A 25,244-nucleotide genomic window follows, 5' to 3' on the forward strand; every position below is an offset into this window, starting at 1 on the left:
CTCCCTTATCAGTTGAGAGTGTTTTACACTTCTTGATTCTTACGTTTTCTAAATGTGTAAACAGCTAGGATGCTACCAAGAACGACAAATGTAACACCAATCCATTTCCAATATGGATTTTCAGCTTTGCCGCCTGTTGTTGGTAAATGGCTTTCTACTTTCTTAGGTTGTTCTTTCATCGGTTGTGGTTGTTTTACAATGTGTTGTGGTTTCTCTGGTGTTGGTACAGGTTTTTCAATGACCTGTGGTGTTTGTGGCTTCTCTGGTTGTGGTTTTGGTTGTTCTGGCTGTGGTTGTTCCGGTTGCTCTGGTTGTGGCGTTTCTGGTGTTGGTGGAACTTCTTTTTTCTGATCTGCTACAACATGTTTGATAATCTCACCATCTGTTTTAATTTCAAAAGAGAATGTTTCTTCATTGATTAAATATCCCTCTGGTGCGAATGTCTCTTTATATGTGTATTTACCAGCTGGTAATATCTCAAACTTTGCAATGCCTTGTTCGTTTGTTTTTCCTTTCACGACTTCCTGGCCTTGCTCGTTATAGATCGTAAACTCTGCACCTGGTAACTTGTTGTTTCCATCGGCTACGTCTACTTTTGTAATTTCAATTGATCCTCTAATCTTCTTATTCTTTGCAACTAGCTCAATTGTTTTCCCATTTTCAGTGATACTAAACGGAATCGGCTCTTTTACTAGCACATAGCCCGCTGGTGATGTTTTTTCGATAAATTGGTACTTTCCAAATGGGATATTATCAATTTTGATCAACCCGTTTTTGTCTGTCTTATGCTCACTGATCTTCTTGCCTTTTTCATCAGCTAGAATAAAAACAGCACCTTCTAATTTCGTTTTTCCATCTTCATCTACTTTTAAGAGCTGTACATTCCCTCTGACTTGCTCGTTTTTCACTTCAAACGTAAGTGTTTGATTATGCTCTTTTACTTCAAATGGATACTTTGTTTGATTTAATAAGTAACCTTCTAATCCTTTCGTTTCCTGGAAGTAATACTTTCCAAACGGAAGAGAATTTACTTTCGCAATCCCTTCTTGATCTGTTGTTACTTTTGTGACTGCCTTTCCTTCTGGCGTAAATACTGTAAATTCAACGCCTGGGAGAATCTTGCCTGTGTCACTTATCTTTTTAATTTCAATATTTCCTTTGATTTGTACATTTTTCATTTCAACAACAGCAATTTCACCTGTTTTCACTTCAAAAGGCTTTGGTGTAGCATCTAGTACATATCCAACAGGCGCTTTTACTTCTTTTACAATGTATGTGCCAAGTTCTAAGTTACCCATTTCAGCGATACCGTTTTTGTCAGCTGTAATCGTTCCCATAATTTGTTGACTGCTGTTTGCGATTTCAAAAACTGCACCTGGTAGTGGCTTTTTGTTTTCATCCACTTTCATTATTTTTAAGGCGCCATTTGCTTTCCAGAATACTTGTAAGTCTGTGCTTACTTGTTCTGTACTGCGCTCTAATAATACAGTTGCATCTTGAATCGTACTTGTTCCTTTATATACAACTGCATGAACATTTGTTAGATTTGAAACGACTTTTAGAGATAGTTCACTACTCTTAGAGGATTTTGGTACTTGGATACGGAACTTTTCTCCTAGTTGAAACGTTTCTTTCCCTTCACCTTGTTCATTAACAACACGTGTTCCTTGTGGTGCATTGTTCATTTGTACTTGGAATGTACCTTTTTTTGCATTTGTTTGGACGGTGTATGTTGTTGTTTCAAAATATTCACCGTTTAATTGTGCTTTTTGTTTATCCGTTGGAATGACATTCATCCAGACATCTTGTGTATCCTGGCTTTGATTTGCCGCATGAATGATGTTCTTTGCCGCTTTTTCAACAGCTGCATTTTTGAACTGTAATTCATCAACTGAAATCTGGCCAAGTGCATTCCAAAGAGCTAATTGTGTTGCGTAGTAGGCTTCTTTCCAATTGGAAACCCCTAAATTTTCTGGTGTTTTCTGTGGGTACCCATTCATTAAGACGCGATAAGATATGTCATCTGTTTTGCCCGCTTCGGGTAAATCCTCTCCATTTGGGGATTTTAAACCGTATACTAGACAATACGCGATTTGACCACTAGCATTTTTTAGAAGCTCTGTGCGAACATCTTTCCCATATTGCGGACTATAGGCCCAATCCAACTGATACCTTTCTCGATTGATTACCTCCGCACTGGCTTGATTCATTGGAATCAAGAAGCTCATAACGAATAAAAGTACACTCGTAAAGAGTAGTAGTGTTTGATACGATCGTTTCAAAACCATTTTTTGCAGCTCCTTTAGGATTATTCAGTTTTCAAAGGACGGAATATTTAGAATTTTAACCTTATAAATATAAAAATTTATACTTTAGTAATAATTATTTCGTCTTTTAGCCGAATTTCATTTACAATACATTTAGTAGGAATGTGAACAAAATACATGTAATCAATAACATAAGGTTAATTCAATCTGTGATGGGTATTGCACGATAATATGTTGGTCTGAAAAGTTTCTCGATCGGAACTTCAAGAAAATCAGCCATTTTTTTGGCTTTGTTAGCCTTGAGACTCCTTCGCCCAATTTCAACATCATATAATGTGCCGATTGGAATTTTAGCGCCTTTAGAAACTTCCTTAATACTTAAACCTTTGGATTCCCTGTATTCTCGTACAATGGTTTTATTTTCTGACCCTAGCATTTTTTCACCCTCCCTTCCCTTAATTACATTGTATTCGGCTTAAAGCCGAAAGTCAACACTTTAGTATAAAAAATAACACTAGAGTATAAAAAGGAGGATTATACCTAATGGATAACAATATATTCGGGAAAAATATACGAAAGTTAAGAGCAATGAAAGGCCTTAGTCGAAAAGATTTTGCCCAAGCCATAAATACACCATATAGTACCGTAACAAGCTGGGAAAATGGAGATAAAGTTCCTAAGATTGAACGTTTACCGACCATCGCGAGGTTTTTTAATGTTAGTGAATCAAGACTTTTACACCATCAAATGAGTGATAATGAAATTTTAGAGAAAGATGGTAGTGAAACCGATCCAATCGAACGCATGGCTCAAATTTTGATTGAAAAATATAGAAATGTTCCAGAAGAACACAAACCTAGAATCGAAAAAGAAATTCTTAGGATGGCGCAACTTCTGGAAATTGAAATTGAAATGCAATCGCAACATGAGGAGTAGAGCGCATTATAATAACAAATTAGAGTACATATATTTATCTATACTTTTTAATTAATTACGAGTAATCATTATCCACATGGTTCGTACTATCATATAAATCAATTAATTTTCCCATAATTTCTAAATCTCCATTACATGCCTGAACAATTTGAACAATAAGCGATTCGCAATTAGCTTTTTTTTGAATACTTTCCATATTACCACTCCTTTTTTTGAGGTTAATTGATATTCTTGTTCGCTGAAATCCAGTTCAAACATTTAAAAAACTGTTTATAAAGTAACAAAAGACACCGTATAAACGGTGTCTTTTGTTACTCTTTGTTTTTCTACAGTCAGCCCATTCCTCCAGGATCGACCATATATTGCACATTATTAGGATTTTGGACCTTATTTTTTTCTGAAATACTTAATCCACTTAATAAAATTAATGATACAGTACATAAAATGGCTAATTTTTTCATTTTACGCCTCCACATTTTAACAATTCTTTACAATCATTATACGCCTTTGTCGCATATTGGGCAAAAAAGTGATCACCATTTTCAATGAATAACTTTTTTGATTCGGCTATTATACCTAGGTCCATTTTTGCTTGACCTAAATAACAATACTGGATCGGCGTCAGCTTCTTATTTTTATTTTTTAATTTCATTAAAATTTCTATTGCTTTTAAATACTCTTTCTTTAAAACAAAATACAACGCTAATTCTGCTGGATGAAGCTGTTCTAAGTTAATTGTATCTATTTCAATATTGTGTATAAGTTTTAAAAAGTTCATGTTATTTATAGCTATTCTATACTTAAAATCACATTTATTTTCTAATTCTTCAAGTGCTTTTAAAGTATACTCATATGACTTTTGATAATCCGAAAATAAAAAACTCTCTCCTAGCCTCAAATTGTTCATCGCACTCATAACGGGGAAATATCGTATATTTTCATACATCATTAATTTACTATTTTGTTCTCTAAATTCATTAACTTTTAATCTTCTTAATAAAGCATAACTCCAAATGTCAGTAATCCAGTAATTATATAGTGGTTTTAAATCTTGATTTTTAATCTTAGAAATATTGGTAACAACACGATCTTTATATGTATCAAACATTCCAAAATCTCCGATATCACCACTAGATAGTAAGTATAAAATATCACAAAATATCTCCATATCTAAATTTTCTTTTTTAGGAACTGTTTTTCGAATATCTTCTAAACACAAAAGATGTTCCTTCGGATTTCCACCCCTAGGACGTTCATAGAACAGTTTAAAAAGTGGAGAATATTTTTTTACATTACAATCTGTATGATTGCTAGATAAATCAACTAAATATTTTAAAATCGAGGAATAACCGTTAAGGTATGCGATAACAAATAATCTTTTCATATTAATTTTTACATTTCTTTCATATTGAGAAAAAATGTTTATACAACATTCTTCATGGATGTCTCTTCTATCTGGGAAAATAACTTTCGCCATTTTAAACACACTAAACATTGAAACTTCTTTATTATATTTAAACAGATCAGTTAGAGTAGACTTAGAAACTTTTGCTTCAACAGCAAAACAATCATATGTCTTATGTGCATTATTAATTTCTTCTTGTAATTTCCTATTCCAGTAGTTCATACATTCACACCTCTTGAAAGAAAATTCAGACATATTCATTTTATTATATCAAACGATTGTTCTAAATCGAGGGCATTATTACAGAAATAGGTAAATACACATGTTTCTCAATATTTTTCAGACAAATAGGGACCTTCAAACAACTGTTTTCTATATAAAATAAACACATTATTAACACTTTAGTGTAATTTTTACTTTCAAAAGATTGATATTCTGCAAGAAGAACGCTAAAATAAGTTTATCAAAACAAAAAAAAACCTACCTCACAAATTTTTAATTGGTTGTTCCGGTCGGCAAACTAGACACCAATTAAAAATCCCAGAAAGTAGGGTTTTTAACGCATAGAATTTATTCACTTATGTACGTTTATTTTAGCACAAAGTGAATCTCTTGTGAAGAAAATCCTCTGCTTTTCCTTAACAAATGTGTGGTGGAAAAAATAGGAGGGTTTTTTGTGCTACTAAATAATTTTTTACTAAGTACAGCAAAACGAGAATTAAGCCCACAACTGGTTCATGTTCCTCAGGGCGCTATCAATAAAACCGTACAAAAAGTAATTAAAGCTATTGATCTGATTCTTTTAGATACAGAAGGTAAAACCACTAAAGATTTCTTCATACAAACACCACGCCGCTATAAGGCATTAGAAGTTGTTTTATCTTACCTAGTACAAGAAGGCTACTCTCAAATGAGACAAAATCAAATCAGTGAAAAATCGGGTATTTCTGTGCCAATCATCAACTTTATACTGAATTGGTTAGAGGACCTTGAAGTATGCCATCAAGTCAAAACAAGGCGTCATGGTAAGATTGCACCATCTATTTACATATTAAGCCTCAATACCAATTATTTAAAAATCATTGAATATTTTAAGCAAAAATGGGCGTTTTCCATTAATATTTTTTCTACATTTACAAAGTTTCTATCTAAAAAACTAAGTAAAAAACAGGAGAAACCTATAGATCAAACTGAAAAACCAACTGTGCCTACATGCCAGGGCATAGATATATTGGATGCTGTTGCTTCTACAAATGAAGAAGTAGAAGAAAAACAGCCAATGAATGCCCCTAATGCGGGTGAAAAACTAGAACTACGATTCCGCGAAATGGATGAGTTTATGAGTGAAGATCAAAAGAAACTTTATATGTATATCATAAGTAAAGATACAAATATCACTGAAAAGGATGCTTATACAATCGCATTACGTATGCCGCCATGCGTAGATTGGGAAGCAAGAAAGACTTTTGAGGACTGCGTACAGTTGTTTGAAGTAAACAAATCGCAAGTAAGTACACCTGCACATTTCATAACAACATATACAAAACAGTTAACTGCAAACAGAAAGCGTAGAGAGCAACAAGCAAAAGAACGCACAACAAATATGGCATTTGGAAAACCAATGAAGAGTCTCATACCATCAATAGATTTATTCAAAAAAATGATTGATCCAAACGCCTAAATCTCATTTTCCACAAAAAAATAATTGTTTTATAGCCTTGTTCAAAAAATTCACCCCTAACAAGGCTTTTTGTCATGCCATTCTTTATTTTAATAGATTAAACATATTATCAATCTATTATACTTTTATGAATTAAAGGCGTTTTTCACAACAAATCTACTATTAATTTACACTCGAATTGAACCTGCTCTTAAATCAGTAATTAAATAAGAAGAATTTTCTAATCCCTTGTGAGAGTAAGGCTCATTGAACAAAAATAAATCCTAATGTATTTAATCATTTTAATTTTTTTTAAAACAAGATTTATTAATAAAAAGTATCCTATATTGGGAGTTTCTTTTTTTATAAACTTCTACATATCATCCCTAATTTGATCTATATTCAAAAATAAAAACCTCATTTTCTCTTAATATACAAATCTATAATATTTTAGTTACTCAACATATTTCCGAACAAACACACTATTTATGAGTAGCTTTATTCGTTTATTTTCCTACATATCATGATGATCGTTTACCTATTATCATTTCTAATTCTGTCTAAATATACAGTAAAAACACTGATGTCTATGTTATGTCAAAGTGATGCAAATGTGATTCTTATGTGGTGTATACATTGTGAAAATCGGCATCGCTTCGGCATAAGCATAAAGTAGGTGTTATGTACATGAACCCTAGTATTTTTCTACATACATAAAGTAAAAGAAAAACGAAGCTCTCCTGTTAAGGGTATCTTGATTCAGCTATGAATCAGATTCCATTGACAGGCAGATTTTCATAAAACTACGTAGGCGGGGCGGCGGCCATTCCCATTCCTCGCATATCGTCCTCCCTCAACATTGGCCCATCATTCGCCTTCCACTTATCACAATACATCCACATATCCTCCTACTTCACAACATCACGACCTGTCTAGCGAGGCCCATATGTCTCCGCGTAGCCCCGCAACGTCTTGGCTCCTGCATTCAACACAAGCCAAAAAAAATATCACGACCTAGAATCCCCTATTGCTTGTTTATATGGTTCTCGTATACAATTGCGGTACACAATTTTTAGGACAAAGGGGTAAATAAAAATGACTTGGGACCTTTCTGTTGATATTTTCCTTTCTGATCTGTTAAAACATGGCCGAAAATCCTCCACAGTGAAACAATACCGCTACGATCTCACACTTTTTACATCATGGATTCAGAAACACGTCAAATCGCCTCCAGAATCGTTTTTTCAACCTTTTGATACAAATATATTGGATAGATACTTAACAACCCTTAAAAAGGAACGTGGCGCTTCGATTTCTAATATTAAACGTGTACGAGGCATTCTGATCAATTTTTTACAATTTCATGGCGCGGCCCAGGACTTAAAAAGTGATGTCTCTCCTCCTGGACTGACTTCTAAACACTTTGCATCGGACAAAGAAATTAAAAAGCTATTCCGCGTCATGCGTAGTTATAACGGATTAACGGACTACCAGACATCAGGAAGAAAGTTTATTTTAGAACGTAACCTTTTATTGATTCATTTCATGTTAGATTACGGACTATCCATCCAGGACATACTCACGCTTTCTATGCATGATGTACACTTTGGGACGAATACGATTACCCCAGGAGGGCTACACGCCCATAAACGATCTATTACCCTTTCAAAAGAGCATGTAAAACTTGCCTTATCTTATTACAACACGATTCCTAATCTTGTTAGACCGCGCCAACAAACGGGTGATCCCTTCTTTGTGGCATTTGATTTCGCCCCGCAAACATTCCGCTGGGACTATGAAAACGATCAACCCGCCGCTTTAACTCGAATCGCTGTACAACGCATGTTACAGAAAGAAGCGAAACGCGCTGAAATCCATATAACGCCTACTATGTTACGGAATCGTTTTATATTAAATGCGCTACAGAATGGCATGAAACCCATTGAAATCAAAGCATTTTTGGGATTGAAAAGCGTTGAGGCCCTGCATAGATACGTTCAATTTTGTAGTAAAATGAAACTTTAAACAGTGGGGGGCTCCATTCCCGCTGTTTATTAATTAATTGAAACAATCTTTCACATGTATCATTTCTGTCTGATTTAAATTTTCTTATTTTTCAAAAAATGTTATATTCTTATTTGTTAAGGAGGTGATTAAAATAATCCTTATTCTTACAGCAAAAACCAAATTACTGCCAACAAATGAACAAGCATTGTTGTTACAAGATACTTTACATGCAAACCGAAAAGCATTAAATCATGCATCAAAAATGGCATATAATAGCGCTTTGCCACCTCACTTTAAACCCTTACAAAAGTTAGTGTACGCAGAACTACGAGAACAGTTTGGTTTGAAATCCCAAATGGCTTGTAATGTATGTAGAATTGTTGCGGGGGGCTACGCCGCTTTAAAAAAGCAAGGTAAGAGTACATTGATAGAATATAAACGACCTAATCAGCAATATTCATATGGACATGATTACTCATTTTCAAAAAATGGGTTAGTAAGTGTTGGTACATTGCAAGGTCGCATTAAAATTCCATTTATTACAAAAGGCCTAGAACACTACTTTGATGGCTCTTGGAAATTCGGATCGGCTAAACTTGTATACAAAAAAGGAAAATTCTTTTTGCATTTTGCAGTAAAAAAAACATTCCACTCTGTTTCCACGATAAAAAATATCGTAGGTGTTGATTTTGGTATGCGTTTTTTAGCTACCGCTATTGACAGTAACGATAAACACTTGTTTAAAAGTGGGAAACTAATAAAAGAAACAACAGCAAGGTACGTTCGTTTACGGAAAGGATTGCAAGCCTGCGGCACAAAATCTGCAAAACGAAAACTCCAAAAAGTAAGTGGAAAAGAAAACCGTTTCATGACAAATGCAAATCATGTATTGTCTAAGGCACTTATCCAGTTTGCAGGAGAACATTCGTTGATTGCAATTGAGGATTTAACAGGTATAAACCTAACAACATCTGTCTGGAAACGCAACAGATACTATCGTCTATCATGGTCTTTTTACCAACTACGACAAATGCTTGAGTATAAAGGGGTTATGAACAATATAAAAGTCATTGCATTTAACCCTGCATATACAAGTCAAAAGTGTCCAAAGTGTGGAAATATAAACAAAAATAATCGTAATAAGAAAGCACATATATTTTGTTGCACAATATGTCAATACCAATCCAATGACGATAGGATTGGAGCAATAAACCTAAGACAAATGGGAATAGAGTACCATCATAAAATGACATGAGAAGCATGACTTCTTGTGTTGGGCAGTTGTCAGCCTGCCTATAGTAACCTACGTTTGAGGTTAGAGGTCACCTAGACCGTTTGCATAACGTGTAGTAGAGTTACAAACTATTCCACAGCCTCATAAGATGGCAAGTTGGAGGGTTGCTGATAGCGTCACTACCGTCGAAAATCAATAAAAGTCAATACAAATGAATACAAGTGAAGATGAATCAACATGAAAAATACTTGTATTTTAATGATTTTTATGGATTTTTGCCGATATTTTTGTATTGACTTGTGTTAAATTGTATTAATTTATGTGTAATTGTATTGACTTATTAAACGTGTTTAGCATATAATGGAATTAAGTTAATCGATAAAATAATCTTTAGGAGGTTTTTATATATGGTAATTCTTAAAGCTGGTGGAGATGCGGGAAACAGTGGATTAAAGTTAAATGTATTAGGTCTTGATCCTTTATTCATACCAAGTATTTATGCGCATCATATTGGAGAAGCAACAAACATTTTAAGTGAGGAAGATATTTCTGTAGAGGAATTAGAAAATAACATTGATGTGACCATTTCATCACCTACCTTAAAAGCAAATAATATGCGTTATATCATTGGTCAAAAAGTGATTGATGAAAATATTAAGGGCATTGAAATGGAAAAGAAATCCGACAAATCGAAAGATGATCTTGTGCTCCTTGTTACATTAGCTGGTTTAGCAATTAGCGCTATGAAAAAACATCCAAATAAAAATAAAGTTGATGTGACTTATGATCTTTCTGTTGCACTACCTGTCGCAACAATTACGCCTCAAACAGCACAAGAATTTGTAGAGCGTTATATGAATCATCATACGGTAAAATTCCACCATCCAAGCGGACGTGAAGTAGTAGTTAATATTCAAATTGAATTTTGCAAGTGTTTACCAGAAGGCGCGGCGGGTTCATGGGGAATCGTTTATGATGAAAAAGGTAAAACCATCAAAAGAAAAGTAGAAGCTACAGAAGGCAAAACTACAGAAATAGACTTTGTTGACAAAACAATATTATCTTTCGATATTGGCGCTGGTACGACAGAAGAAGTTGTTTCTCATGGTGTTAGTTTTAAACATAAAATGAGTCGTGGTTTACCATATGGAGTGAAAGAAACTTTACTTGATATTATCAAGGTTTGGAACTTAAACAATAAACAAAAGACAATAGACAGTATTGCTGAATTTAACGCTATTTATCTAGATTCTGAACATCCTCGTCATATTCGTTTAAAAGAGGCATCACGCGGCGCATTACTAGGTTTAGCCACTCGAATCGCAACTGATATTATTAATAAAATTGATGATATGAAAGACGATCCGTATGTATTCATTTACGGTGGCGGTGCGGCAATTGTAAAAGAGAGCCTACAGCAAATTTTAGAACAAAAAGGACGTTTAACAAATGTTATTTTCTTAAAAGACCCACTTTTCGTAAATGCACGCGGATTGCTTGTGTACACATGCTCACCAAGATTTGAAGAATTAAAAGAAAAAGCGCTTGCTCCTGTCGGTGAAAAATAATGGCTCGTAAAATATACAAAGCTGGTGATAGAGCAAATGTCTATATCAAAAAAGACATTTCACCAGAAATGATCGATTTTATTAACAAACAAAGTGATCTTACAATGTTCTTTTTGTATGCGGCGCAACAACTTCATAAACAAGTTGGTAATAAAGATGTAGCGGAAATTTTACCACGTAAATATACATTTGAATTGGATAACGAAACACAGCCTTTACCAATCAGACATGATGAAGTTTCAAAAACTGTTCATACACCTGTTTCGGATCAAACGCATATCGAAACAAGTCAAGAGATAACGAATCCTGGGGAATCCAATGATGAAGAAGAAAATACATCATGGAATAAACTGAATAATTTAGAAGATGATCCATATGCATAACGCAATCAAAAAGAGTTGTTCTTTATAAGAGCAACTCTTTTTTTATTAGGATTATCTTTGTATTGATTTGAAAACCATGAAGATTATTAAAGAAAATACTTACAAAGACTTGATTAAACAAAGATTACACTTCAAAATTGGAATTGAACGACCTTTGAGCGAGGGAGGATAAATATATGAATGATACAACATCACAAGAACGCGCTTACTGGACACATGAAGTATCTGAAAAACTACAAATATCTGATAGCACTTTAAAGCGCTGGGCGAATGAACTAGAAGTGAGCGGGTATGAATTCGCAAAAGGGGCAAATGACAGTCGTGCATTTACCGCTCATGATATACAAGCATTAGAAAAGTATAGGTATTTGACCAAAAAACAAAAAGTAAAAAAAGAAGAGGCTGCAACAGCTGTTGTAGAGGAGTTCAAAGAAAAAACGAGCGATTGGGCGCCCCCCGCTCATCGAGAAAACGAACTAACTTTGACTAGCTCACAAGTCGCTCAAACGTTAGAAACTTTCATGAGACAACTTCAAGAGCAAGAGAAAACAAATCAACAAATTCTCCAAGAGTTACAGTCCGCTAACGAGTTAAATAAAACTCTATTATTGCAATATGAACAATTAAAACGAGATTTTGATGAAATGCGTGAATCACAAAAACTTATAGCGTCCACCCAAGAGCAAAAACAAGGATTCTGGTCTAGGCTCTTTTCAAAAAATAAGGACGTATGATGAAAACGGTTAAATAGACTAAACTAATAAGAGGATATTACGTTCAATATATGAGCGTATATCCTCTTTTCTTATACATATTAGATTAGTTATACAGATAAGGATACTGATTTTATTATACATTGTCACAAAATGCTATAAATAAAAGAGAGCACTTATTATATATAACAAGTGCTCTCTTTATTGACTCTATGTAAATATTACCTTCAATTATGAGCACTTACATAAAATACACGAATTACATAAGAAAAAAATGAAGCGTTTTTTTCTTATGCTATTTAATAATATCACCTTAAAAAAGAGTATTATTATCATTTTGATTTTACTATTAAGCTCCAGCTACCGCCTCTTCTGTAATTTTCTTTTGCTGAACAAAATTATTATAAAGTTCTACCATATTTATATTTTCTTCAAGGATAGATTCAACTTTTGAATATTCATATATTGCTGTCCACCATTTTTCTAAGAGCGGAGGGTTGTATGCTCCTCCTAAAACGGTATCGATATTAACCAAAAGATCTCGGACCTTCTTCTCGATTTCTTGTTCAGAATCCTGATTATATTCAAGGATAGATTTTATATTCGCTCTTATATAACCACTTAATGCATCCATCTGATTATTAGATTCATTTTCTCGTTTATGCATCTCACATCTAATAACATATCCTACATGTTCATATAAAAATCCCCCTCCATCCCAATTATTACCATCTAGTTTGAGAAGAGCTACTTCTAAATCATTATATTTATAATCTACATAGGATCTTACTAGATCATCTGAATTGGTTGTTTTTTTCATATTAAGCATCCAAAAACCCGCTATAGATATACCTGTCCACTTTAGACCATCAAAATGATCACTTAATTTCAATGAATTATACAAAGAGTCTTTTCTGTATAATTTCAAAAAGAAAGCAAGATTACCACCGATTAAAAAATTATCCAAATTACTCAACTGTTTTTCATCTCTTAATACTCTAACAGTGTAAATACTATAGAAAAGTGAGAATAAATAATCCTTATTCAAATTAACGTTAGACCCAATAATATTTGTGGTATCTAAAAATGCTTGAATTACTGACTTAACTTCTCTAAGGTTACTATTATCATTTGGAGACCATACTTTCTCAAAATCTATTATTAGATTTTCAATTACAGGTGCTACCAATTCTTTAATAGCTTTGCTTGCAAAGACTTGATTTTCAAATGTGCTATCAAAAATACTTTTAATTGAGTCTCCATCAACACTTTTATTATAAGTAATACAATCTAATTTACCTCTAAAAACTTTATCTACAAAACCATACCCTAAGATATCAATATTACATATAACAATAACCTTAACTTTATAATTCTCTATTAGTTCATTAATCAATCCTGTTGCAACATTGTACTTTTGCAAATTATCATTAATAGCTGTTATATTCTTATGATTATCATATTTTTCGAATGCCTGCTCTATTTTTTTAAATTCTTTGTCTATTTCTTCAAACTCACTAATTTGTCTATAACCATCACTGCGTAACATAAAACTGTTTTTCTTATATGATTTCTGTAATCTTTCATCTGTATTTATACCTAAAGAAGTAATCCTTTCAAAATCATCAAATATAAAAACCGATCCTTTAGGTATGCTATTTAAACTATAAGAGCCTTTTAACATGCTGAAAATTGGTTTACCGATTGCTGGAATATATTGCACCCAGTTAAACAAAGAATTATCATTTACTTCAATTTGATTTTTTATTTCATCTAACATAAACTTTCTTGAATCCAGACCAAAGCAAGAAATACGGTATATAGGTTTATTAGAAAACCTATAATATTTATCAAAAAACTCGTTAACTATATGAGTTTTTCCACTTCCCCATTCACCTGTCACTAAGTACCCTTTTGCATTAGATTTATCAGTAATATATTTATACAGACTATCTTCAAAATTATTTAATTCCAATTTTTTAGGACTATTGAAGTAATTTCTAATAAGCAAATAAACTTTAATCCCTATGAAAAAAATAATACACAGTATTAAGCATAATAATGCGTATTTTCTAAGAAAGAAATAAGTTTGTTTAGCCTGAGCAAGTTCAAAATCTAATAAATGAAAGTTTTTAGAAAAGAGTAAAAGTTCTTTTATTAAATTTTTAATTATTGTAATGTCAAATAATAACACAAACATTAACAAAATTACTGAAAGTTTTTTTAAGATTTCTTTTGTTTTATTACAATGACGATTCAAGCATATAACCCTCCTAAAATAGCTAATATATTTTTAATTTAATAAAATTATATTATATTCATACACCGTTTAAAAACAAATTCCTATAATAATACATAACAAGACCATAGAACAGCAAAAAACAACTTACCATTTTAACACTAAAAAATTACACTCAGTGAAATACCGCAAACAAACTTCTCCTAAAAAACAAAACATTTATACTTAAAAGCCTTTAAAATCTTTCTAAAAGATATACTTCTCGACATTTTAATCAGTTATGTTGGGTGAAAATGCCTGTAAATCTAACAGAGGCAGTGTTTTAATACTATTTTTATAAATTAGATCTTGATAACTTACACATCATGCGTCTTTATTTTTGTTCTAACAACACAAATTATTTTTCTTCAAAACTAAATGCTAATTTGCTGTTTTGCAATTCAACTCTTTTTTTATATTTTCTTGCATGTAAATGTCAATTTTTTTCTGGAAACCGCCTTGCAAAGATTTGTTGTATGATGCGTAAGTCAAATCTTTGCATTATATGTATACCAGATTACTAGATAAAAATTAAAAGAATCGTTCGTTTGATTGTTTCATAAAAATTCTACTTTCTCCCCATATTTAAAAAAATATTAAACTCTATAGAATAGATTCTAAAAAATCTGTCCAAACTTGTAACCAAATTATACAAGTTTAGGAGAGATGAAAAGTGTTTTTCAAAGATAATAAAACCATATTAAAAAAATGGCTGGATCGTCATGGAATAGAACAACAAAAAATCGCACGTACTGCGGGTATTTCTTTACCAACAATGACAAAGGCTTGTCGTGACAAAACGTATATTCCAACACCTCTTGTAATGAAAAAACTTTTGAAAGTTATTAGAAAAATAGACCCCTACGCACAACCACATGATTTTTGGAAAATGTGAATAGGCACAAGAACCATTGCCCTTGTGCCTTTGCTTTATCCGTACTGTTTTTGTAAATCGGTCCAGGATCGGCCATACATGCGAGAATGCCTTTTTGTTAGAAAACTATTATCATAGTTTTTTTTAACCGGTGGCGCCATTTTACAAATGAACGATGGTTGCATTTCTCCCCCAGCTCTTACACTGATAATTGCGTGATGTGCTGGTATTTTAAATGCTTGTTCTAGTGAAATTGTATCCTCAAATCGATACTTAGATAATTCAAATGTCTTTGTATGATCGTTCATAAATAGGAACTGTTGTACGCCGCCACCTTGTAAATTCTCTTGTAATGACGGTTTCAATTTGTTCCAATGATGAAATGCATAGATGCTTCCTAGTCTCTCTTTTCTGCCCTCTGTACCCACTCTACCCATCAATTTAGTTAATCCTTCACTTTCATATTGTTCGGGTTCATTAAAAATGATAAACGCCCCATTTTCTTGCTCTTTTTTAGTCATTAATAACCTGGTCATGAAGGTTTTTAGTGTGATCCAGTGAACGAGGGTTTTTACTGCATGTTCTCCTAATCCCCTAGCATTTGGAACTCTTAAAATAATAACTTTTCCTTCTTGCATCCATTTACCAAAATCAAGTTCTTTTAATGGGTCTTGTGCAAAAATATCATACAATCTTTCATTCCCAAAAAAGCGGTTTAATCTGGTTATGATGGGATCACACTTATTCCCTAATTGCTCATTATCTCCCCACTGTATCAGCTCATTTGCAAGCCGCAAATTCCCTTCATTCACTAATTCTTGAATACGATTCACCCGAAAGTCCTCATCTTCTATAATACGTTTAATATTAAATAAACTTCCTTTACTTGCTTTGGCCGCATCCGTTAAATATTTTTCACTTCGACTTAATCCTTCAATTTGCATGAAATCAATCATTTCATCCGCAAATCTTGAAGCACCGTTCCGCCCTAGCTTTGTAATTACTTCTGTTAAATCTAGAGGTGGGATATAATCACTGTCGTTTAAATCCAGATCAATAATGTTTTCTGGTGGTAATGCATCACGAATCCCGTCTGCCATACCCCGCCCACCTTCTTCTACAATTGCATCTGGTATGATAAAACTAATCTTATGTTTTGTATTTCCCTCAATAACAAAATTCTTAATTGCTGTATCTTTACCAGCCCCCTGTCCTCCTATAAAGACGTAACCTCTATAAAAATTATCTGGATTATCTATTGGCATATAGATTGGTATTTTTTGATCTTTCAATTCCGAATGTCCCAAAAATATTCCTTTCTCATCCCGCATAATCGCTGGTATCTCAATTTCAACTTTCTTTTTTACACTCAATGCATCTGCATATTTTCGTTGCAACTCTTTTACAGGCATTTGCAAAGCTAATTTGCTCATTTCATCGGTACTCATCAAATTTACATTCGGATCAAACTTTGTCTTGCTTGATAGTTCGAATGTATTTAATTCCTGTAATATTTCTGTTTGGCGTTTTCTCATTCTTATTTTTACGCCATGTAGTTCATTCGTTTCTGATAAATCCATCATAGAAAGTGCTAAGGTTTCCCCCATTGTCTCCCTGGTTAACCGATCATGGGAATGTGAGGCCACCCGTATACGCGTTTTAAAAACAGGCTGATTTCCTTTGTCATAACTCACTCGATTTGTTCCAACTTCATCAGCGGTTGTATGTGCCTTTTTAATGATGTGCTCTTTGCTAAATTTTTTATCTGATTTAAAAAAAGCGTTCGAGAACGCCTGGAATGTATCAGTTAACAAATCATTTATTTCATTAACAACAGCCGCAACACCAATTTTAGCCCCTGTTACAAGTCGTTTGCCGCTCATATTAACCCGTTGGGGTGGTTTCCCCTTCTTTAACTTTTCAATGGCCCAGGAAGCGTTTTTCACCCATTTCTGACGGTTTTCCGCTTCATTACAGATACTCAATCGGCAAATGTCTCCATCATAACTTAGTTCATCAATAACACTTAAAATATTACCAATAGGCGTTTTTGTATCGTTGCTATTTGTATTTAAGGAAAAGATATCATGTTTCAAATATCGCATTTCTTGTACGATTGTATTTTCATTAGAAATTTGCAAATCTGATATTTCCGCTTCTTTAATTGTCACACTCATTTTGTTCTCTAGTTTTCTTTTGAGCTTTAATGCTTGATATTCGCTAGTTGCTACATAAAATTCAATTTTCTTCTGGCCCTTTTCCTGTTTGAAAACAACATCAAACCAGAAATAGTCCTTTTCACGATAATGAAATGCAATCCCTTTTCTTTCTATACGACTTCCCATACTTTCGTACATTTCATACATCTTATGGATCGCCCGCCATAAACGCTTTGTATTATTAGATACATCCGCATGAGGAATAATCCGATATACAACCATTTTATTTTTTTCTACTTGTAAAAATTGTTTTAAAGAATATATCTCTTTTCTTTTAAACCAAGATTTTTTTATTTTCTTAGGTTCATATAATACTGGCAAATATTCATTTTGTGCCAAAACAGGAAGGTTTGTATTTTCTTTATCGCATATAATAAAGCCTTCTCCCTGTATCATTTTTAGGCCCCTCCTAATATACATATTGCTAAGATAAGTCCGCCTGCAAAATAGGCAAGCGGCTTCATCATTCCGCCTTTGTTTGTCATTGAACCTATCATGATAAATCCAGCTGTCACCAATGCACCATATCCCATAATATCGGGCAAATTTAGAATAAACCAATGACCTAATTCGCTTACTATATCAACCATAAATTCACCAACTGGCTTGAAAATCCATTCCATTTCCTTACCTACAATAGCATCACTAAAATTATTTAATTGATCTAAAAAAGAACCCTCTTTTGCCTTTTCTCCAATATACCCAGCTGTATTAGCCGCAATCATTTTTCCACCTTCTAAAATGAATTTCACAAGGACCCCTCCTTTTAAATTCCCTTTAAAAAGTCTCTTATGTCAACCGCATGTCTAGCCAAGATATACCCACAACATGCACCAATTAAAATTTCTATTGCCTTTGTACGGTGACCCAATGCCCAGGCCGCGCCCGAAAAGATAATAACTAAAACTACGCCCGCATCAAACCCGTTCATAATGGCACTATGAACATTGCCAAACGTCGCGTTAACTCCCGCGGCAAATGTTACCTTTGGAAGTATTAATATTAATGAACTCCCTGTAGCGGTAAAAACCTTTTTAAGTACGTTCTTACTATTTGTTTCTTTATGTGCTTTCTTTTTATAACTTTGGTCCATAAAAGAGCGAAAAGAAATCGTTTCTGTCTTAGTCATGATGCAACACCCCTCGTATAATTTTAAAAGAACTACACATACTACTTATAAATGAAAAGTAGGAGGTCTAACGATATGCATGTTGCAATTGCTGTCGCTGTAGGCGCGATTATTGGATCACTTGTTAATGTTTTTGTTGGGTAAAAATACAGGCAGTGAGCTTTTTGAAGGCTCCTGTCTTTTTGTTTGCGCCTTGATTTGTTCAATACGTGCCGCGGCACTTAATTTCTTCTTTCCTGTTACACCCTGTTCGTCTTGTCGAATTGGTAAAGGTACTTGTTTTCTATCCTCTTCGCATGTTATTTTTTTATGTTTATCGGGTATATCGTTCCAGATTAATTTCTTTACATAACCCGAAAAATTTTTACGCTTTACATGCTGTAACATGATCCGATCCTTTTCATTCTTCTTATTAAATGCTACAGGTTTACTAAACTTTGATCTTTCCATTCTGTTCACCCTCCCCGATGTGACCGATAATATCGGTATTACTAAAACGTATTCCTTTCTGTTTGTACGTTATTCACCTTTTTATACAAAAAAATTCTCTACTTTTTTATTTAATCGATATGAGCGGTAATATCACTTTTCCCATAAAAAAATGACCCTTTTAGGCCACATTTTTAATCATTAGCTATCAGCGTGCTTTACGCTATTAGCTATATGCCGACAGTATGAAACTTGTGCAAGTACAACACGAAAAAGAAGCGTCTTCTCGAAATTTCCGAAATATAAGAATTTTAAAATCATATCAAAGTATAAAATGTTATAATTATACTGTTCCTTTTGCATCCATGAGAAGGATTTTAAAACCGTAAGACACTTAGAGAGGGGAAACAACTATGTCACTTTTACAGCAACATTTTGAAGAAAGAAGAGAATATATTTTCAATCGTCTTAAACAACCTGAATACATAGAAAGAAGCATAGAAAAAGTTCGACAAGCTCAAAAAGAGATCAAAAATACAGTGCGAACGATTAAAGATTTGTTACTCTTAGACAAAACAACTGATCCTTGTTTACCAGAGGTTGCTCAATTTTCTCTTCAACACATTATTAATTCCGAGTCGTTTGAGAATGTCAAAAACCTTGTTCCATCCTCTATAAAAAAGTTAAGTGAAGAAGAGCGCGCAAAAGTATTAGATGAAACATTAAGCGTAGCAAACCAAGTCATGAATTTAGAGCGTACTGTTTTTATCATGATGTTTAATGCAAAAGAGAAAATCCTTATGGATTCTTATAAGAAAAAACGTAGATCACAAACAGAACTTCATTATGATGTTGCTGATAAAGAAGGATTTGACAAAGCTTTTTATGAAGAGCGTATTGATTCATTACGAAATGACATTCGTGTAATATCTTTTAAAAAGTTATGTGAGAATGAACCCGCACCAGAGGACTTAGAACTATTCAAACAACGTTATGAAACAATTATTTTACCAAAGGTACAAGAGATTATTTCCCTAATTGAACCAAGTTTAATAGATGTAGACGTATTTTTAAATCCAGTCATCGAGTATGGTGTAGGAGACATCACTTTAGACGCAATGATTCAAAAACTACACAAAAATCTTTCTTTATTTCATGAATTATCAAAGGTTGAATATTGTCCAACAGTTAAACTAACAGTAAAAGAATATGTATTCTTAGAAGCTATGAACCGTTCCAAAAAAGGAGAGGAGTTGCAACCATCTAAATGATGCATACACAAGAAAAATTTTATGAAAAATTAATAGAAGAGAAGAAAGAAGTAACGATTTTTCTAATAAATGGTGTCAGAGTACCTGGAAAAATTATCGCTGTTGATAAATTTTCGGTACTAGTTTTAAGCAATGGCAAGCAACAGTTCCTTTATAAACAAGCAATTTCGACTGTTTCTTTATAAAGTAAAAAACCTTTAAAAATATTACAATAATAACTTTTTTATCCTTTTATGGGATATACACTTCGAAAATTCCCATACATAATGTACCCTTTTATATAAGAGTTAGTTTTTTTCCTTTAGGACAAGGCTGGTTTCAGCCTTGTTTTTTGTTTGCAATTTTTTCGAGATTCTATGTATAAAGGAGTTTAAAGGAAAAGGTGGATATGAGATTACTACATGACATGATCGAAGATCAAAAAAAGAATTGAGCTATCTAGTAAAAAAATATGGATTTAGCCATAAAAAAGTGATTGATTTTAGTCAAAAATTAGACCTTTTAATTTATGAAGCAATGGGAAAATATCGATTAGATCAACAAATGAGGATAAAAAAAGAATCCTTAATTCAATAAGGATTCATAACAGGAAGATAAGAGACAGATATAGAAATAAAAAGAATTAATTATATTATAATTCAAAAATATGAAAAGCTATATTGAGAAAAAACATTAGATGGGTTTCTTTGCCCATTCCCTCGAAAAGGGGGAATAGCAAAAAAAGTATCAAAACATATACAGTTTAATTGACATGTTTCAAATAAATATAAGTTGTATTTTTGAAATAAATTTAGTTAATTCCCCCTTTTCGGGGATTTGGGCAAAAACAACCTATCTCCATACTTTCCCCTACTGATCTTAATTGATTGGTAGGGGAATTTCTTGTTTATGCAAAGAATTTACTATACCCATGTTCATGTGCCCAATGTTTAAAATTGTCTTTCCAAATTAACTTAGCACAATCCTCCGAACAACCTCTATCAAAATTATCAACTTTAAAATTACGGTCATATGCTGAATAGTAACCTTCATCAGTCTTACTAGATACCTTCTCACCACACCAATTACACTTAAAAGACCAATTTCTTTTATCACTATTAAACTTTTTATATGTATACCTAGCCTTAGGAATTAAATATTTACCCGTTTCATCTTCTTCTAATGAAATAGATACACACCTCATATAATCTAATAACTGCATATGTTTATTGTAGTCATCTATATTAGGCATATCTTCACGCATATAAAACTCTTTAATTTCCTCAAACAATGCTTTTACATCTTCTTTTGAATAAACAGTGCCTCTTTCATCAGCTAAACAAGAATATTCTCTAGATTCCCCATTATCTTCTTGTACTTCTACTGGAATAACACGATAAAACTTAGGAAATACCCTTCTTATATCAATAGTCATTTATTTCATCCCCCTTAGTTTTAATAAATTTCCCCTTCTATAATGATAGCATTACATACAAAAAGGAACATGGATTATCTCCACATTCCCTTTTCAAATTGCTATATGTTCAATAATTGTTTGATAACTTCAAACAATCCAGTAGACCCAAATACAGCAGAAATAAAAACCTCAAAATTAGCATGAAAAGATATTTCTGTTTTCTCTGAGTCCTTCTTATACGAAAACTTTATCATCTACAAAACTCCGTGTCGTATTTTGTATTCGATATAAATTAAAAAATTCCTTTATAATTCGACAATATTTCTTTGTACACTTATTAGAAAGTGCTGTCGACCACGTTATCAAACGATATCTACCCTAGATAGTAATTACTCACGTACCTATATTATCTCAAATTTCGCCTAATCAAACAAGTGTTTCCATGTAATTTTTTTCTAGAATCTTATTTTGATTCCTGATCTTTATTCTCTTACTCTACCTTTCCCCTCATCACTTAACCACCTTAACTATTATTCGTTTTTCTTTATAACATGATTCTATGATATACTCATAATAAGTAAGGGAATCACTCCCCTTCTATGTACTTATTTTAATTTATCTATTCACTTTTGGCGTTTAACTCTATGGGGTTAAGCGTCCTTTTTCGTTTTTCCCCTATATGGGTTTCTTTGCCCATCCCCCCGAAAAGGGGTAATAGCAAAAAAAGTATCAAAAAATACTTTAAAATAAAGGTTTTTACTTCTTTTAAAAATGAATATGTCAAAACATATACAGTTTAATTGACATGTTTCAAATAAATATAAGTTGTATTTTTGAAATAAATTTAGCTAATGCCCCCTTTCGGGGATTTGGGCAAAAACAACCTAGATTGAATTTTCTGATTAATTGTTTTAAAATAAAAACGAGTTGTAGTAACAAGCTGTCATTAAACCCCTTACTCGAAAAAGGTTGGCAAATATCCAATCTTTTTTTATGTAAATAGGCTCTCTTGCTTTTTGCATGAGAGCCTATTTACATTCGGGAACTGCCTTTCATTATTATAAAGAAATAATCCATATAAAACCAATAGGTTTTTTGATATTAAAACGCTACATTTTCTATATTCTATGTTAAAATTAGTGATTGAGGGTACAATTTTTCAAGAGAAAAAGGCAAACAATATAAATACTTTCTGAAAGTGTTCAATTCAAGTTCAACAAAAAGCATTTGTTATTCTATAACAAATGCTTTTTGACAAATTACATTCTTTTTTATAACATAAAAAAGGAATTGAGTGTACCAGACTCAATTCCTTCGGTGAAGTCATTTGCCAACGATTACCTGGTGAAAGAATCCTTCTTTTATGATTGGATTCTTTTACTTTGTTTTGAGCATAAAACGTAATATTGTATATGCCATTTTTCTTGCTGAACATCCTCGTTTGATCGCTAATTGTTGTAAGAGCTTATGTTGAAAAGGTGTTAATTCAAATTCGATAAAATGCTGAAAAGCATGAGACTGCTGAACAGGTACATCCTCCATATAAATATAGTCTAACCCTTCTGTTACTAACTCTAATGCGATTTGATCTAAGCTTTCATTATAAAGTGCTAATTCTTCCAACCTTTCATATAAATGTGGTTCTAAAGAAATCAATAATTTTTTATTTTCTTTTCGAAACTTCTGCTTTTGACCTTTCCAATACTGTTGCTCTTGCATAACTGCATGTAACATCTTAATTCCCCCTATTTATAATTTGAATTTATATTTCTTCCTTAAAAATCAAATCCCTACTTCTTGTTTTTTACAGTATCAACAGCGGCTAAGCAAACGGCTATCCCAAGACGCTTTTCGCTATATATTTTCTTGTTTACCGTTAGGTACCAGCACCCATTTTCTTTTACGCTCAATATGTCTTCATATTGCCGCCCTAACTTTTCAAGAATAAAAGTGGAATCCTCAACAGGATTGAAATATTCAATCGGCATTCTAATAAATGGTGTACGATTCTTACCCCAATATGTACCGCATTTTTCTAGCCCCCAAAACTCTTTTGCAATGACATAATCTAGCCTTTCGGTTGCAACAGATAAATCATGATACGGTATCCACCAATTAGAATCACTCATGGCCACAAACTCTTTTGCAATACTGTTGTATAGGATTTGACAAATACTAATACCCTCAAAATTATCTTGTGTGACAACAAAATCAGACTGTCTTAATTTGTGCCCGTTTTTATCTGTTGTACCAATTTCAAATTCTTCATTTTTCAACAATTGAACTGTTTTCATCACATTAAATTCCCCCTTTATTTCTTACATGAACATGCTAAAATATTTTTGAAGGCATCTTATTTCTTGTGCCCTTCACCAATACGATCACTCATCACACTTCCCCTTTCTGTTGCTTTATAGCAATGGAAAGGGCTAATTTTTTGGGAAAGCGGCTTTTGCTTTCTTGCATAGCATTTTGAAGTAATTTCAACTTTGTTTCTTTGCAAAGAACTCTCCATACAGATACACCGATTTTCATTTTCTTGCCTCCCTTTTATAATTCTTCTCCACACTCATGACAAACCGTTATAGATTCATCTGTTCCCTTGATTTCAATTGTTTGATTATCTCCATGCGTACAAGAACTCTCTTTGTCTTCTATCTGTTTTTTCATGTAAATAACAACTTCTTCAATGCAGTAATAACATAGTCTTCCTAACGCAAATCCTTCCGCGGCGATCTCTCCACATGCTCTACATTTGTAATCTTCCATGTGATTGCTCCTTTCTTTTCTAAAGGACTAATTCACTAAGCTGACAGCAATCAACGCACTAATTAAAACCAAACCAATAAATTGCATGGTATTCTTTATTGATTGAATCAATGTGTTATCTCCTTTCTAGAGGGATTGTTTTGAAAATAGGCGTTCTTCCATATGGCTTCCCTCTAAAATCCATATAGGATACCCGAAAATAAGTAGGTGAAAAGCATCATAAAAATGGAGGTTGCAAGGAAACCATAAAACCAAATCTGATCGGAAACATTCTCTTCAATATCAAAATAACGATTTAACTTTTTGTAATTTTCTGAAATAAAAGAGTAAAATTTTTTGGAGGATTTAAATTTGTGGTGAGGTTGTGTTAAAATTAACTCACCACTTTTGATTTTTAAAAAGGGTTTTGTCAACACAATTCATCCTTTCTTGAATCAAAGTTTATAGGTTTTGAAAAAGTCCTTACTAAGTTGGCAGACCTGGGAAGGGCTTTTTCTTATATACTTTTACTTTTTCAATTCTTTTAGCGTTACATCCCTAAAGAACTGTGAATAGGGTTTTTCGCTATCTTCAATACGTTTCCAGGCTTCTTCTGGTAAAGTGATGGAAACTTTTTTAGTAATTCCAAGAGATGGGCGACCAGCGCCTTCTCTTTTACCTCCATGTTTTTGCATTTTAGCTCCTTTCTTGATTTAAGTTACTTTTA

General features: G+C 33.0%; 27 protein-coding genes and 1 pseudogene. 11 read left to right on the forward strand and 17 right to left on the reverse strand.

Going from position 1 to position 25,244, the window contains the following annotated elements:
* Positions 1–23: 23 nt before the first annotated feature.
* Both ACS2MN_RS28800 and ACS2MN_RS28805 read right to left on the reverse strand, forming a co-directional pair.
* Positions 24–2,288, reverse strand: coding sequence for a SpaA isopeptide-forming pilin-related protein (locus ACS2MN_RS28800; protein ID WP_438894820.1), 2,265 nt, complete (start codon positions 2,286–2,288; stop codon positions 24–26).
* Positions 2,289–2,469: 181 nt separating this feature from the next.
* A complete protein-coding gene (locus ACS2MN_RS28805; protein ID WP_438894821.1) occupies positions 2,470–2,703 on the reverse strand; it encodes a helix-turn-helix domain-containing protein in 234 nt (77 codons plus the stop codon).
* A gap of 107 nt (positions 2,704–2,810) precedes the next feature.
* On the opposite strand from ACS2MN_RS28805, the gene ACS2MN_RS28810 reads away from it, so the two are divergent.
* The gene (locus tag ACS2MN_RS28810; RefSeq protein WP_098839530.1) at positions 2,811–3,203 is read left to right on the forward strand and encodes a helix-turn-helix domain-containing protein; all 393 of its coding nucleotides are present in this window, start codon (positions 2,811–2,813) and stop codon (positions 3,201–3,203) included.
* Positions 3,204–3,258: 55 nt separating this feature from the next.
* On the opposite strand, the gene ACS2MN_RS28815 is transcribed toward ACS2MN_RS28810, so the two are convergent.
* The 3 genes from ACS2MN_RS28815 to ACS2MN_RS28825 form a co-directional block, all read right to left on the reverse strand.
* Positions 3,259–3,399 (reverse strand): hypothetical protein, encoded by a 141-nt coding sequence (locus ACS2MN_RS28815; RefSeq protein WP_438894822.1) that lies wholly within the window; start codon positions 3,397–3,399, stop codon positions 3,259–3,261.
* A 136-nt stretch (positions 3,400–3,535) separates the two neighbouring features.
* The gene (locus tag ACS2MN_RS28820) at positions 3,536–3,664 is read right to left on the reverse strand and encodes a hypothetical protein (RefSeq protein WP_255259297.1); all 129 of its coding nucleotides are present in this window, start codon (positions 3,662–3,664) and stop codon (positions 3,536–3,538) included.
* On the reverse strand, positions 3,661–4,830 hold the full coding sequence (locus ACS2MN_RS28825) for an AimR family lysis-lysogeny pheromone receptor (protein ID WP_135278108.1): 1,170 nt from the start codon (positions 4,828–4,830) through the stop codon (positions 3,661–3,663). The genes ACS2MN_RS28820 and ACS2MN_RS28825 overlap by 4 nt, the downstream gene beginning before the upstream one ends.
* 454 nt (positions 4,831–5,284) lie before the next feature.
* Between ACS2MN_RS28825 and ACS2MN_RS28830 the strand changes: the two genes are divergently transcribed.
* The 6 genes from ACS2MN_RS28830 to ACS2MN_RS28855 all read left to right on the forward strand — a co-directional run bounded on the left by ACS2MN_RS28830 (position 5,285) and on the right by ACS2MN_RS28855 (position 12,194).
* A complete protein-coding gene (locus ACS2MN_RS28830) occupies positions 5,285–6,289 on the forward strand; it encodes a Replicase RepFR55 (RefSeq protein ID WP_438894823.1) in 1,005 nt (334 codons plus the stop codon).
* A gap of 1,074 nt (positions 6,290–7,363) precedes the next feature.
* On the forward strand, positions 7,364–8,293 hold the full coding sequence (locus tag ACS2MN_RS28835; RefSeq protein WP_438894824.1) for a tyrosine-type recombinase/integrase: 930 nt from the start codon (positions 7,364–7,366) through the stop codon (positions 8,291–8,293).
* Positions 8,294–8,417: 124 nt separating this feature from the next.
* Entirely contained in the window at positions 8,418–9,530 is a 1,113-nt protein-coding gene (locus ACS2MN_RS28840; protein WP_438894825.1) for an RNA-guided endonuclease TnpB family protein, read from the forward strand.
* Positions 9,531–9,916: 386 nt separating this feature from the next.
* Complete coding sequence (locus tag ACS2MN_RS28845; RefSeq protein ID WP_438894826.1) at positions 9,917–11,077, forward strand: ParM/StbA family protein; 1,161 nt, start codon at positions 9,917–9,919, stop codon at positions 11,075–11,077.
* Positions 11,077–11,460, forward strand: coding sequence for a hypothetical protein (locus ACS2MN_RS28850; RefSeq protein ID WP_438894827.1), 384 nt, complete (start codon positions 11,077–11,079; stop codon positions 11,458–11,460). The genes ACS2MN_RS28845 and ACS2MN_RS28850 overlap by 1 nt, the downstream gene beginning before the upstream one ends.
* A 176-nt stretch (positions 11,461–11,636) precedes the next feature.
* Complete coding sequence (locus tag ACS2MN_RS28855) at positions 11,637–12,194, forward strand: MerR family transcriptional regulator (RefSeq protein ID WP_438894828.1); 558 nt, start codon at positions 11,637–11,639, stop codon at positions 12,192–12,194.
* A gap of 328 nt (positions 12,195–12,522) precedes the next feature.
* On the opposite strand, the gene ACS2MN_RS28860 is transcribed toward ACS2MN_RS28855, so the two are convergent.
* Positions 12,523–14,433 carry a P-loop NTPase fold protein gene (locus ACS2MN_RS28860; protein ID WP_438894829.1) on the reverse strand — a complete coding sequence of 637 codons (1,911 nt, stop codon included), beginning with the start codon at positions 14,431–14,433 and terminating at the stop codon, positions 12,523–12,525.
* 691 nt (positions 14,434–15,124) lie between these two features.
* On the opposite strand from ACS2MN_RS28860, the gene ACS2MN_RS28865 reads away from it, so the two are divergent.
* The gene (locus tag ACS2MN_RS28865; protein WP_000465160.1) at positions 15,125–15,346 is read left to right on the forward strand and encodes a helix-turn-helix domain-containing protein; all 222 of its coding nucleotides are present in this window, start codon (positions 15,125–15,127) and stop codon (positions 15,344–15,346) included.
* 35 nt (positions 15,347–15,381) lie between these two features.
* Here the strand turns inward: ACS2MN_RS28865 and ACS2MN_RS28870 are convergent, their stop codons facing one another.
* The 4 genes from ACS2MN_RS28870 to ACS2MN_RS28885 form a co-directional block, all read right to left on the reverse strand.
* Positions 15,382–17,940, reverse strand: coding sequence for an ATP-binding protein (locus tag ACS2MN_RS28870; RefSeq protein ID WP_438894830.1), 2,559 nt, complete (start codon positions 17,938–17,940; stop codon positions 15,382–15,384).
* A 2-nt stretch (positions 17,941–17,942) separates the two neighbouring features.
* Complete coding sequence (locus ACS2MN_RS28875) at positions 17,943–18,296, reverse strand: hypothetical protein (protein WP_000668764.1); 354 nt, start codon at positions 18,294–18,296, stop codon at positions 17,943–17,945.
* Between the two features lie 14 nt (positions 18,297–18,310).
* A complete protein-coding gene (locus tag ACS2MN_RS28880) occupies positions 18,311–18,673 on the reverse strand; it encodes a glycosyltransferase (RefSeq protein WP_438894831.1) in 363 nt (120 codons plus the stop codon).
* A 117-nt stretch (positions 18,674–18,790) separates the two neighbouring features.
* Positions 18,791–19,123: a hypothetical protein gene (locus ACS2MN_RS28885; protein ID WP_438894832.1), complete on the reverse strand. Its 333-nt coding sequence runs from the start codon at positions 19,121–19,123 to the stop codon at positions 18,791–18,793.
* A gap of 392 nt (positions 19,124–19,515) precedes the next feature.
* Here ACS2MN_RS28885 and ACS2MN_RS28890 point away from each other — a divergent pair, with 392 nt between their 5' ends.
* The 3 genes and pseudogenes from ACS2MN_RS28890 (at position 19,516) to ACS2MN_RS28900 (ending at position 20,949) form a co-directional block, all read left to right on the forward strand.
* A complete protein-coding gene (locus tag ACS2MN_RS28890; protein WP_438894833.1) occupies positions 19,516–20,373 on the forward strand; it encodes a hypothetical protein in 858 nt (285 codons plus the stop codon).
* Positions 20,373–20,558 (forward strand): RNA chaperone Hfq, encoded by a 186-nt coding sequence (gene hfq / locus ACS2MN_RS28895; protein WP_086404307.1) that lies wholly within the window; start codon positions 20,373–20,375, stop codon positions 20,556–20,558. Before ACS2MN_RS28890 ends, hfq begins: the two co-directional genes overlap by 1 nt.
* Before the next feature lie 221 nt (positions 20,559–20,779).
* Positions 20,780–20,949: pseudogene (locus ACS2MN_RS28900) on the forward strand (aspartyl-phosphate phosphatase Spo0E family protein).
* Between the two features lie 310 nt (positions 20,950–21,259).
* On the opposite strand, the gene ACS2MN_RS28905 reads toward ACS2MN_RS28900, so the two are convergent.
* The 7 genes from ACS2MN_RS28905 to ACS2MN_RS28935 all read right to left on the reverse strand — a co-directional run bounded on the left by ACS2MN_RS28905 (position 21,260) and on the right by ACS2MN_RS28935 (position 25,212).
* Positions 21,260–21,787: a hypothetical protein gene (locus ACS2MN_RS28905; protein WP_000150974.1), complete on the reverse strand. Its 528-nt coding sequence runs from the start codon at positions 21,785–21,787 to the stop codon at positions 21,260–21,262.
* A 1,359-nt stretch (positions 21,788–23,146) separates the two neighbouring features.
* Positions 23,147–23,503, reverse strand: a complete 357-nt coding sequence (locus ACS2MN_RS28910; RefSeq protein WP_000902064.1) for a hypothetical protein — start codon at positions 23,501–23,503, stop codon at positions 23,147–23,149.
* Positions 23,504–23,559: 56 nt separating this feature from the next.
* On the reverse strand, positions 23,560–24,063 hold the full coding sequence (locus ACS2MN_RS28915; protein ID WP_438894848.1) for a hypothetical protein: 504 nt from the start codon (positions 24,061–24,063) through the stop codon (positions 23,560–23,562).
* Between the two features lie 94 nt (positions 24,064–24,157).
* A complete protein-coding gene (locus ACS2MN_RS28920) occupies positions 24,158–24,304 on the reverse strand; it encodes a hypothetical protein (RefSeq protein WP_000690449.1) in 147 nt (48 codons plus the stop codon).
* 15 nt (positions 24,305–24,319) lie between these two features.
* On the reverse strand, positions 24,320–24,538 hold the full coding sequence (locus ACS2MN_RS28925; protein ID WP_438894834.1) for a hypothetical protein: 219 nt from the start codon (positions 24,536–24,538) through the stop codon (positions 24,320–24,322).
* A 173-nt stretch (positions 24,539–24,711) separates the two neighbouring features.
* A complete protein-coding gene (locus tag ACS2MN_RS28930; protein ID WP_438894835.1) occupies positions 24,712–24,954 on the reverse strand; it encodes a DUF3961 domain-containing protein in 243 nt (80 codons plus the stop codon).
* A 90-nt stretch (positions 24,955–25,044) separates the two neighbouring features.
* Complete coding sequence (locus ACS2MN_RS28935) at positions 25,045–25,212, reverse strand: hypothetical protein (protein WP_023441362.1); 168 nt, start codon at positions 25,210–25,212, stop codon at positions 25,045–25,047.
* Between the last annotated feature and the right edge of the window lie 32 nt (positions 25,213–25,244).

It is taken from the genome of Bacillus cereus group sp. BceL062, assembly GCF_051780025.1.
In the GTDB taxonomy this organism is placed as follows: Bacteria; Bacillota; Bacilli; order Bacillales; family Bacillaceae_G; genus Bacillus_A; species Bacillus_A toyonensis.

Bases quoted from the DNA above. Each gene is read 5' to 3' on its own strand.
- ACS2MN_RS28910 (WP_000902064.1), bottom strand. From the start codon at position 23,503: ATGTTACATGCAGTTATGCAAGAGCAACAGTATTGGAAAGGTCAAAAG.
- ACS2MN_RS28905 (WP_000150974.1), bottom strand. From the start codon at position 21,787: ATGACTATTGATATAAGAAGGGTATTTCCTAAGTTTTATCGTGTTATT.
- ACS2MN_RS28915 (WP_438894848.1), bottom strand. From the start codon at position 24,063: ATGAAAACAGTTCAATTGTTGAAAAATGAAGAATTTGAAATTGGTACA.
- ACS2MN_RS28810 (WP_098839530.1), top strand. From the start codon at position 2,811: ATGGATAACAATATATTCGGGAAAAATATACGAAAGTTAAGAGCAATG.
- ACS2MN_RS28935 (WP_023441362.1), bottom strand. From the start codon at position 25,212: ATGCAAAAACATGGAGGTAAAAGAGAAGGCGCTGGTCGCCCATCTCTT.
- ACS2MN_RS28925 (WP_438894834.1), bottom strand. From the start codon at position 24,538: ATGGAAGATTACAAATGTAGAGCATGTGGAGAGATCGCCGCGGAAGGA.
- ACS2MN_RS28825 (WP_135278108.1), bottom strand. From the start codon at position 4,830: ATGAACTACTGGAATAGGAAATTACAAGAAGAAATTAATAATGCACAT.
- ACS2MN_RS28855 (WP_438894828.1), top strand. From the start codon at position 11,637: ATGAATGATACAACATCACAAGAACGCGCTTACTGGACACATGAAGTA.
- ACS2MN_RS28885 (WP_438894832.1), bottom strand. From the start codon at position 19,123: ATGGAAAGATCAAAGTTTAGTAAACCTGTAGCATTTAATAAGAAGAAT.
- ACS2MN_RS28870 (WP_438894830.1), bottom strand. From the start codon at position 17,940: ATGATACAGGGAGAAGGCTTTATTATATGCGATAAAGAAAATACAAAC.
- ACS2MN_RS28805 (WP_438894821.1), bottom strand. From the start codon at position 2,703: ATGCTAGGGTCAGAAAATAAAACCATTGTACGAGAATACAGGGAATCC.
- ACS2MN_RS28850 (WP_438894827.1), top strand. From the start codon at position 11,077: ATGGCTCGTAAAATATACAAAGCTGGTGATAGAGCAAATGTCTATATC.
- ACS2MN_RS28920 (WP_000690449.1), bottom strand. From the start codon at position 24,304: ATGAAAATCGGTGTATCTGTATGGAGAGTTCTTTGCAAAGAAACAAAG.
- ACS2MN_RS28800 (WP_438894820.1), bottom strand. From the start codon at position 2,288: ATGGTTTTGAAACGATCGTATCAAACACTACTACTCTTTACGAGTGTA.
- ACS2MN_RS28845 (WP_438894826.1), top strand. From the start codon at position 9,917: ATGGTAATTCTTAAAGCTGGTGGAGATGCGGGAAACAGTGGATTAAAG.
- ACS2MN_RS28835 (WP_438894824.1), top strand. From the start codon at position 7,364: ATGACTTGGGACCTTTCTGTTGATATTTTCCTTTCTGATCTGTTAAAA.
- ACS2MN_RS28820 (WP_255259297.1), bottom strand. From the start codon at position 3,664: ATGAAAAAATTAGCCATTTTATGTACTGTATCATTAATTTTATTAAGT.
- ACS2MN_RS28880 (WP_438894831.1), bottom strand. From the start codon at position 18,673: ATGACTAAGACAGAAACGATTTCTTTTCGCTCTTTTATGGACCAAAGT.
- hfq (WP_086404307.1), top strand. From the start codon at position 20,373: ATGCATACACAAGAAAAATTTTATGAAAAATTAATAGAAGAGAAGAAA.
- ACS2MN_RS28815 (WP_438894822.1), bottom strand. From the start codon at position 3,399: ATGGAAAGTATTCAAAAAAAAGCTAATTGCGAATCGCTTATTGTTCAA.
- ACS2MN_RS28890 (WP_438894833.1), top strand. From the start codon at position 19,516: ATGTCACTTTTACAGCAACATTTTGAAGAAAGAAGAGAATATATTTTC.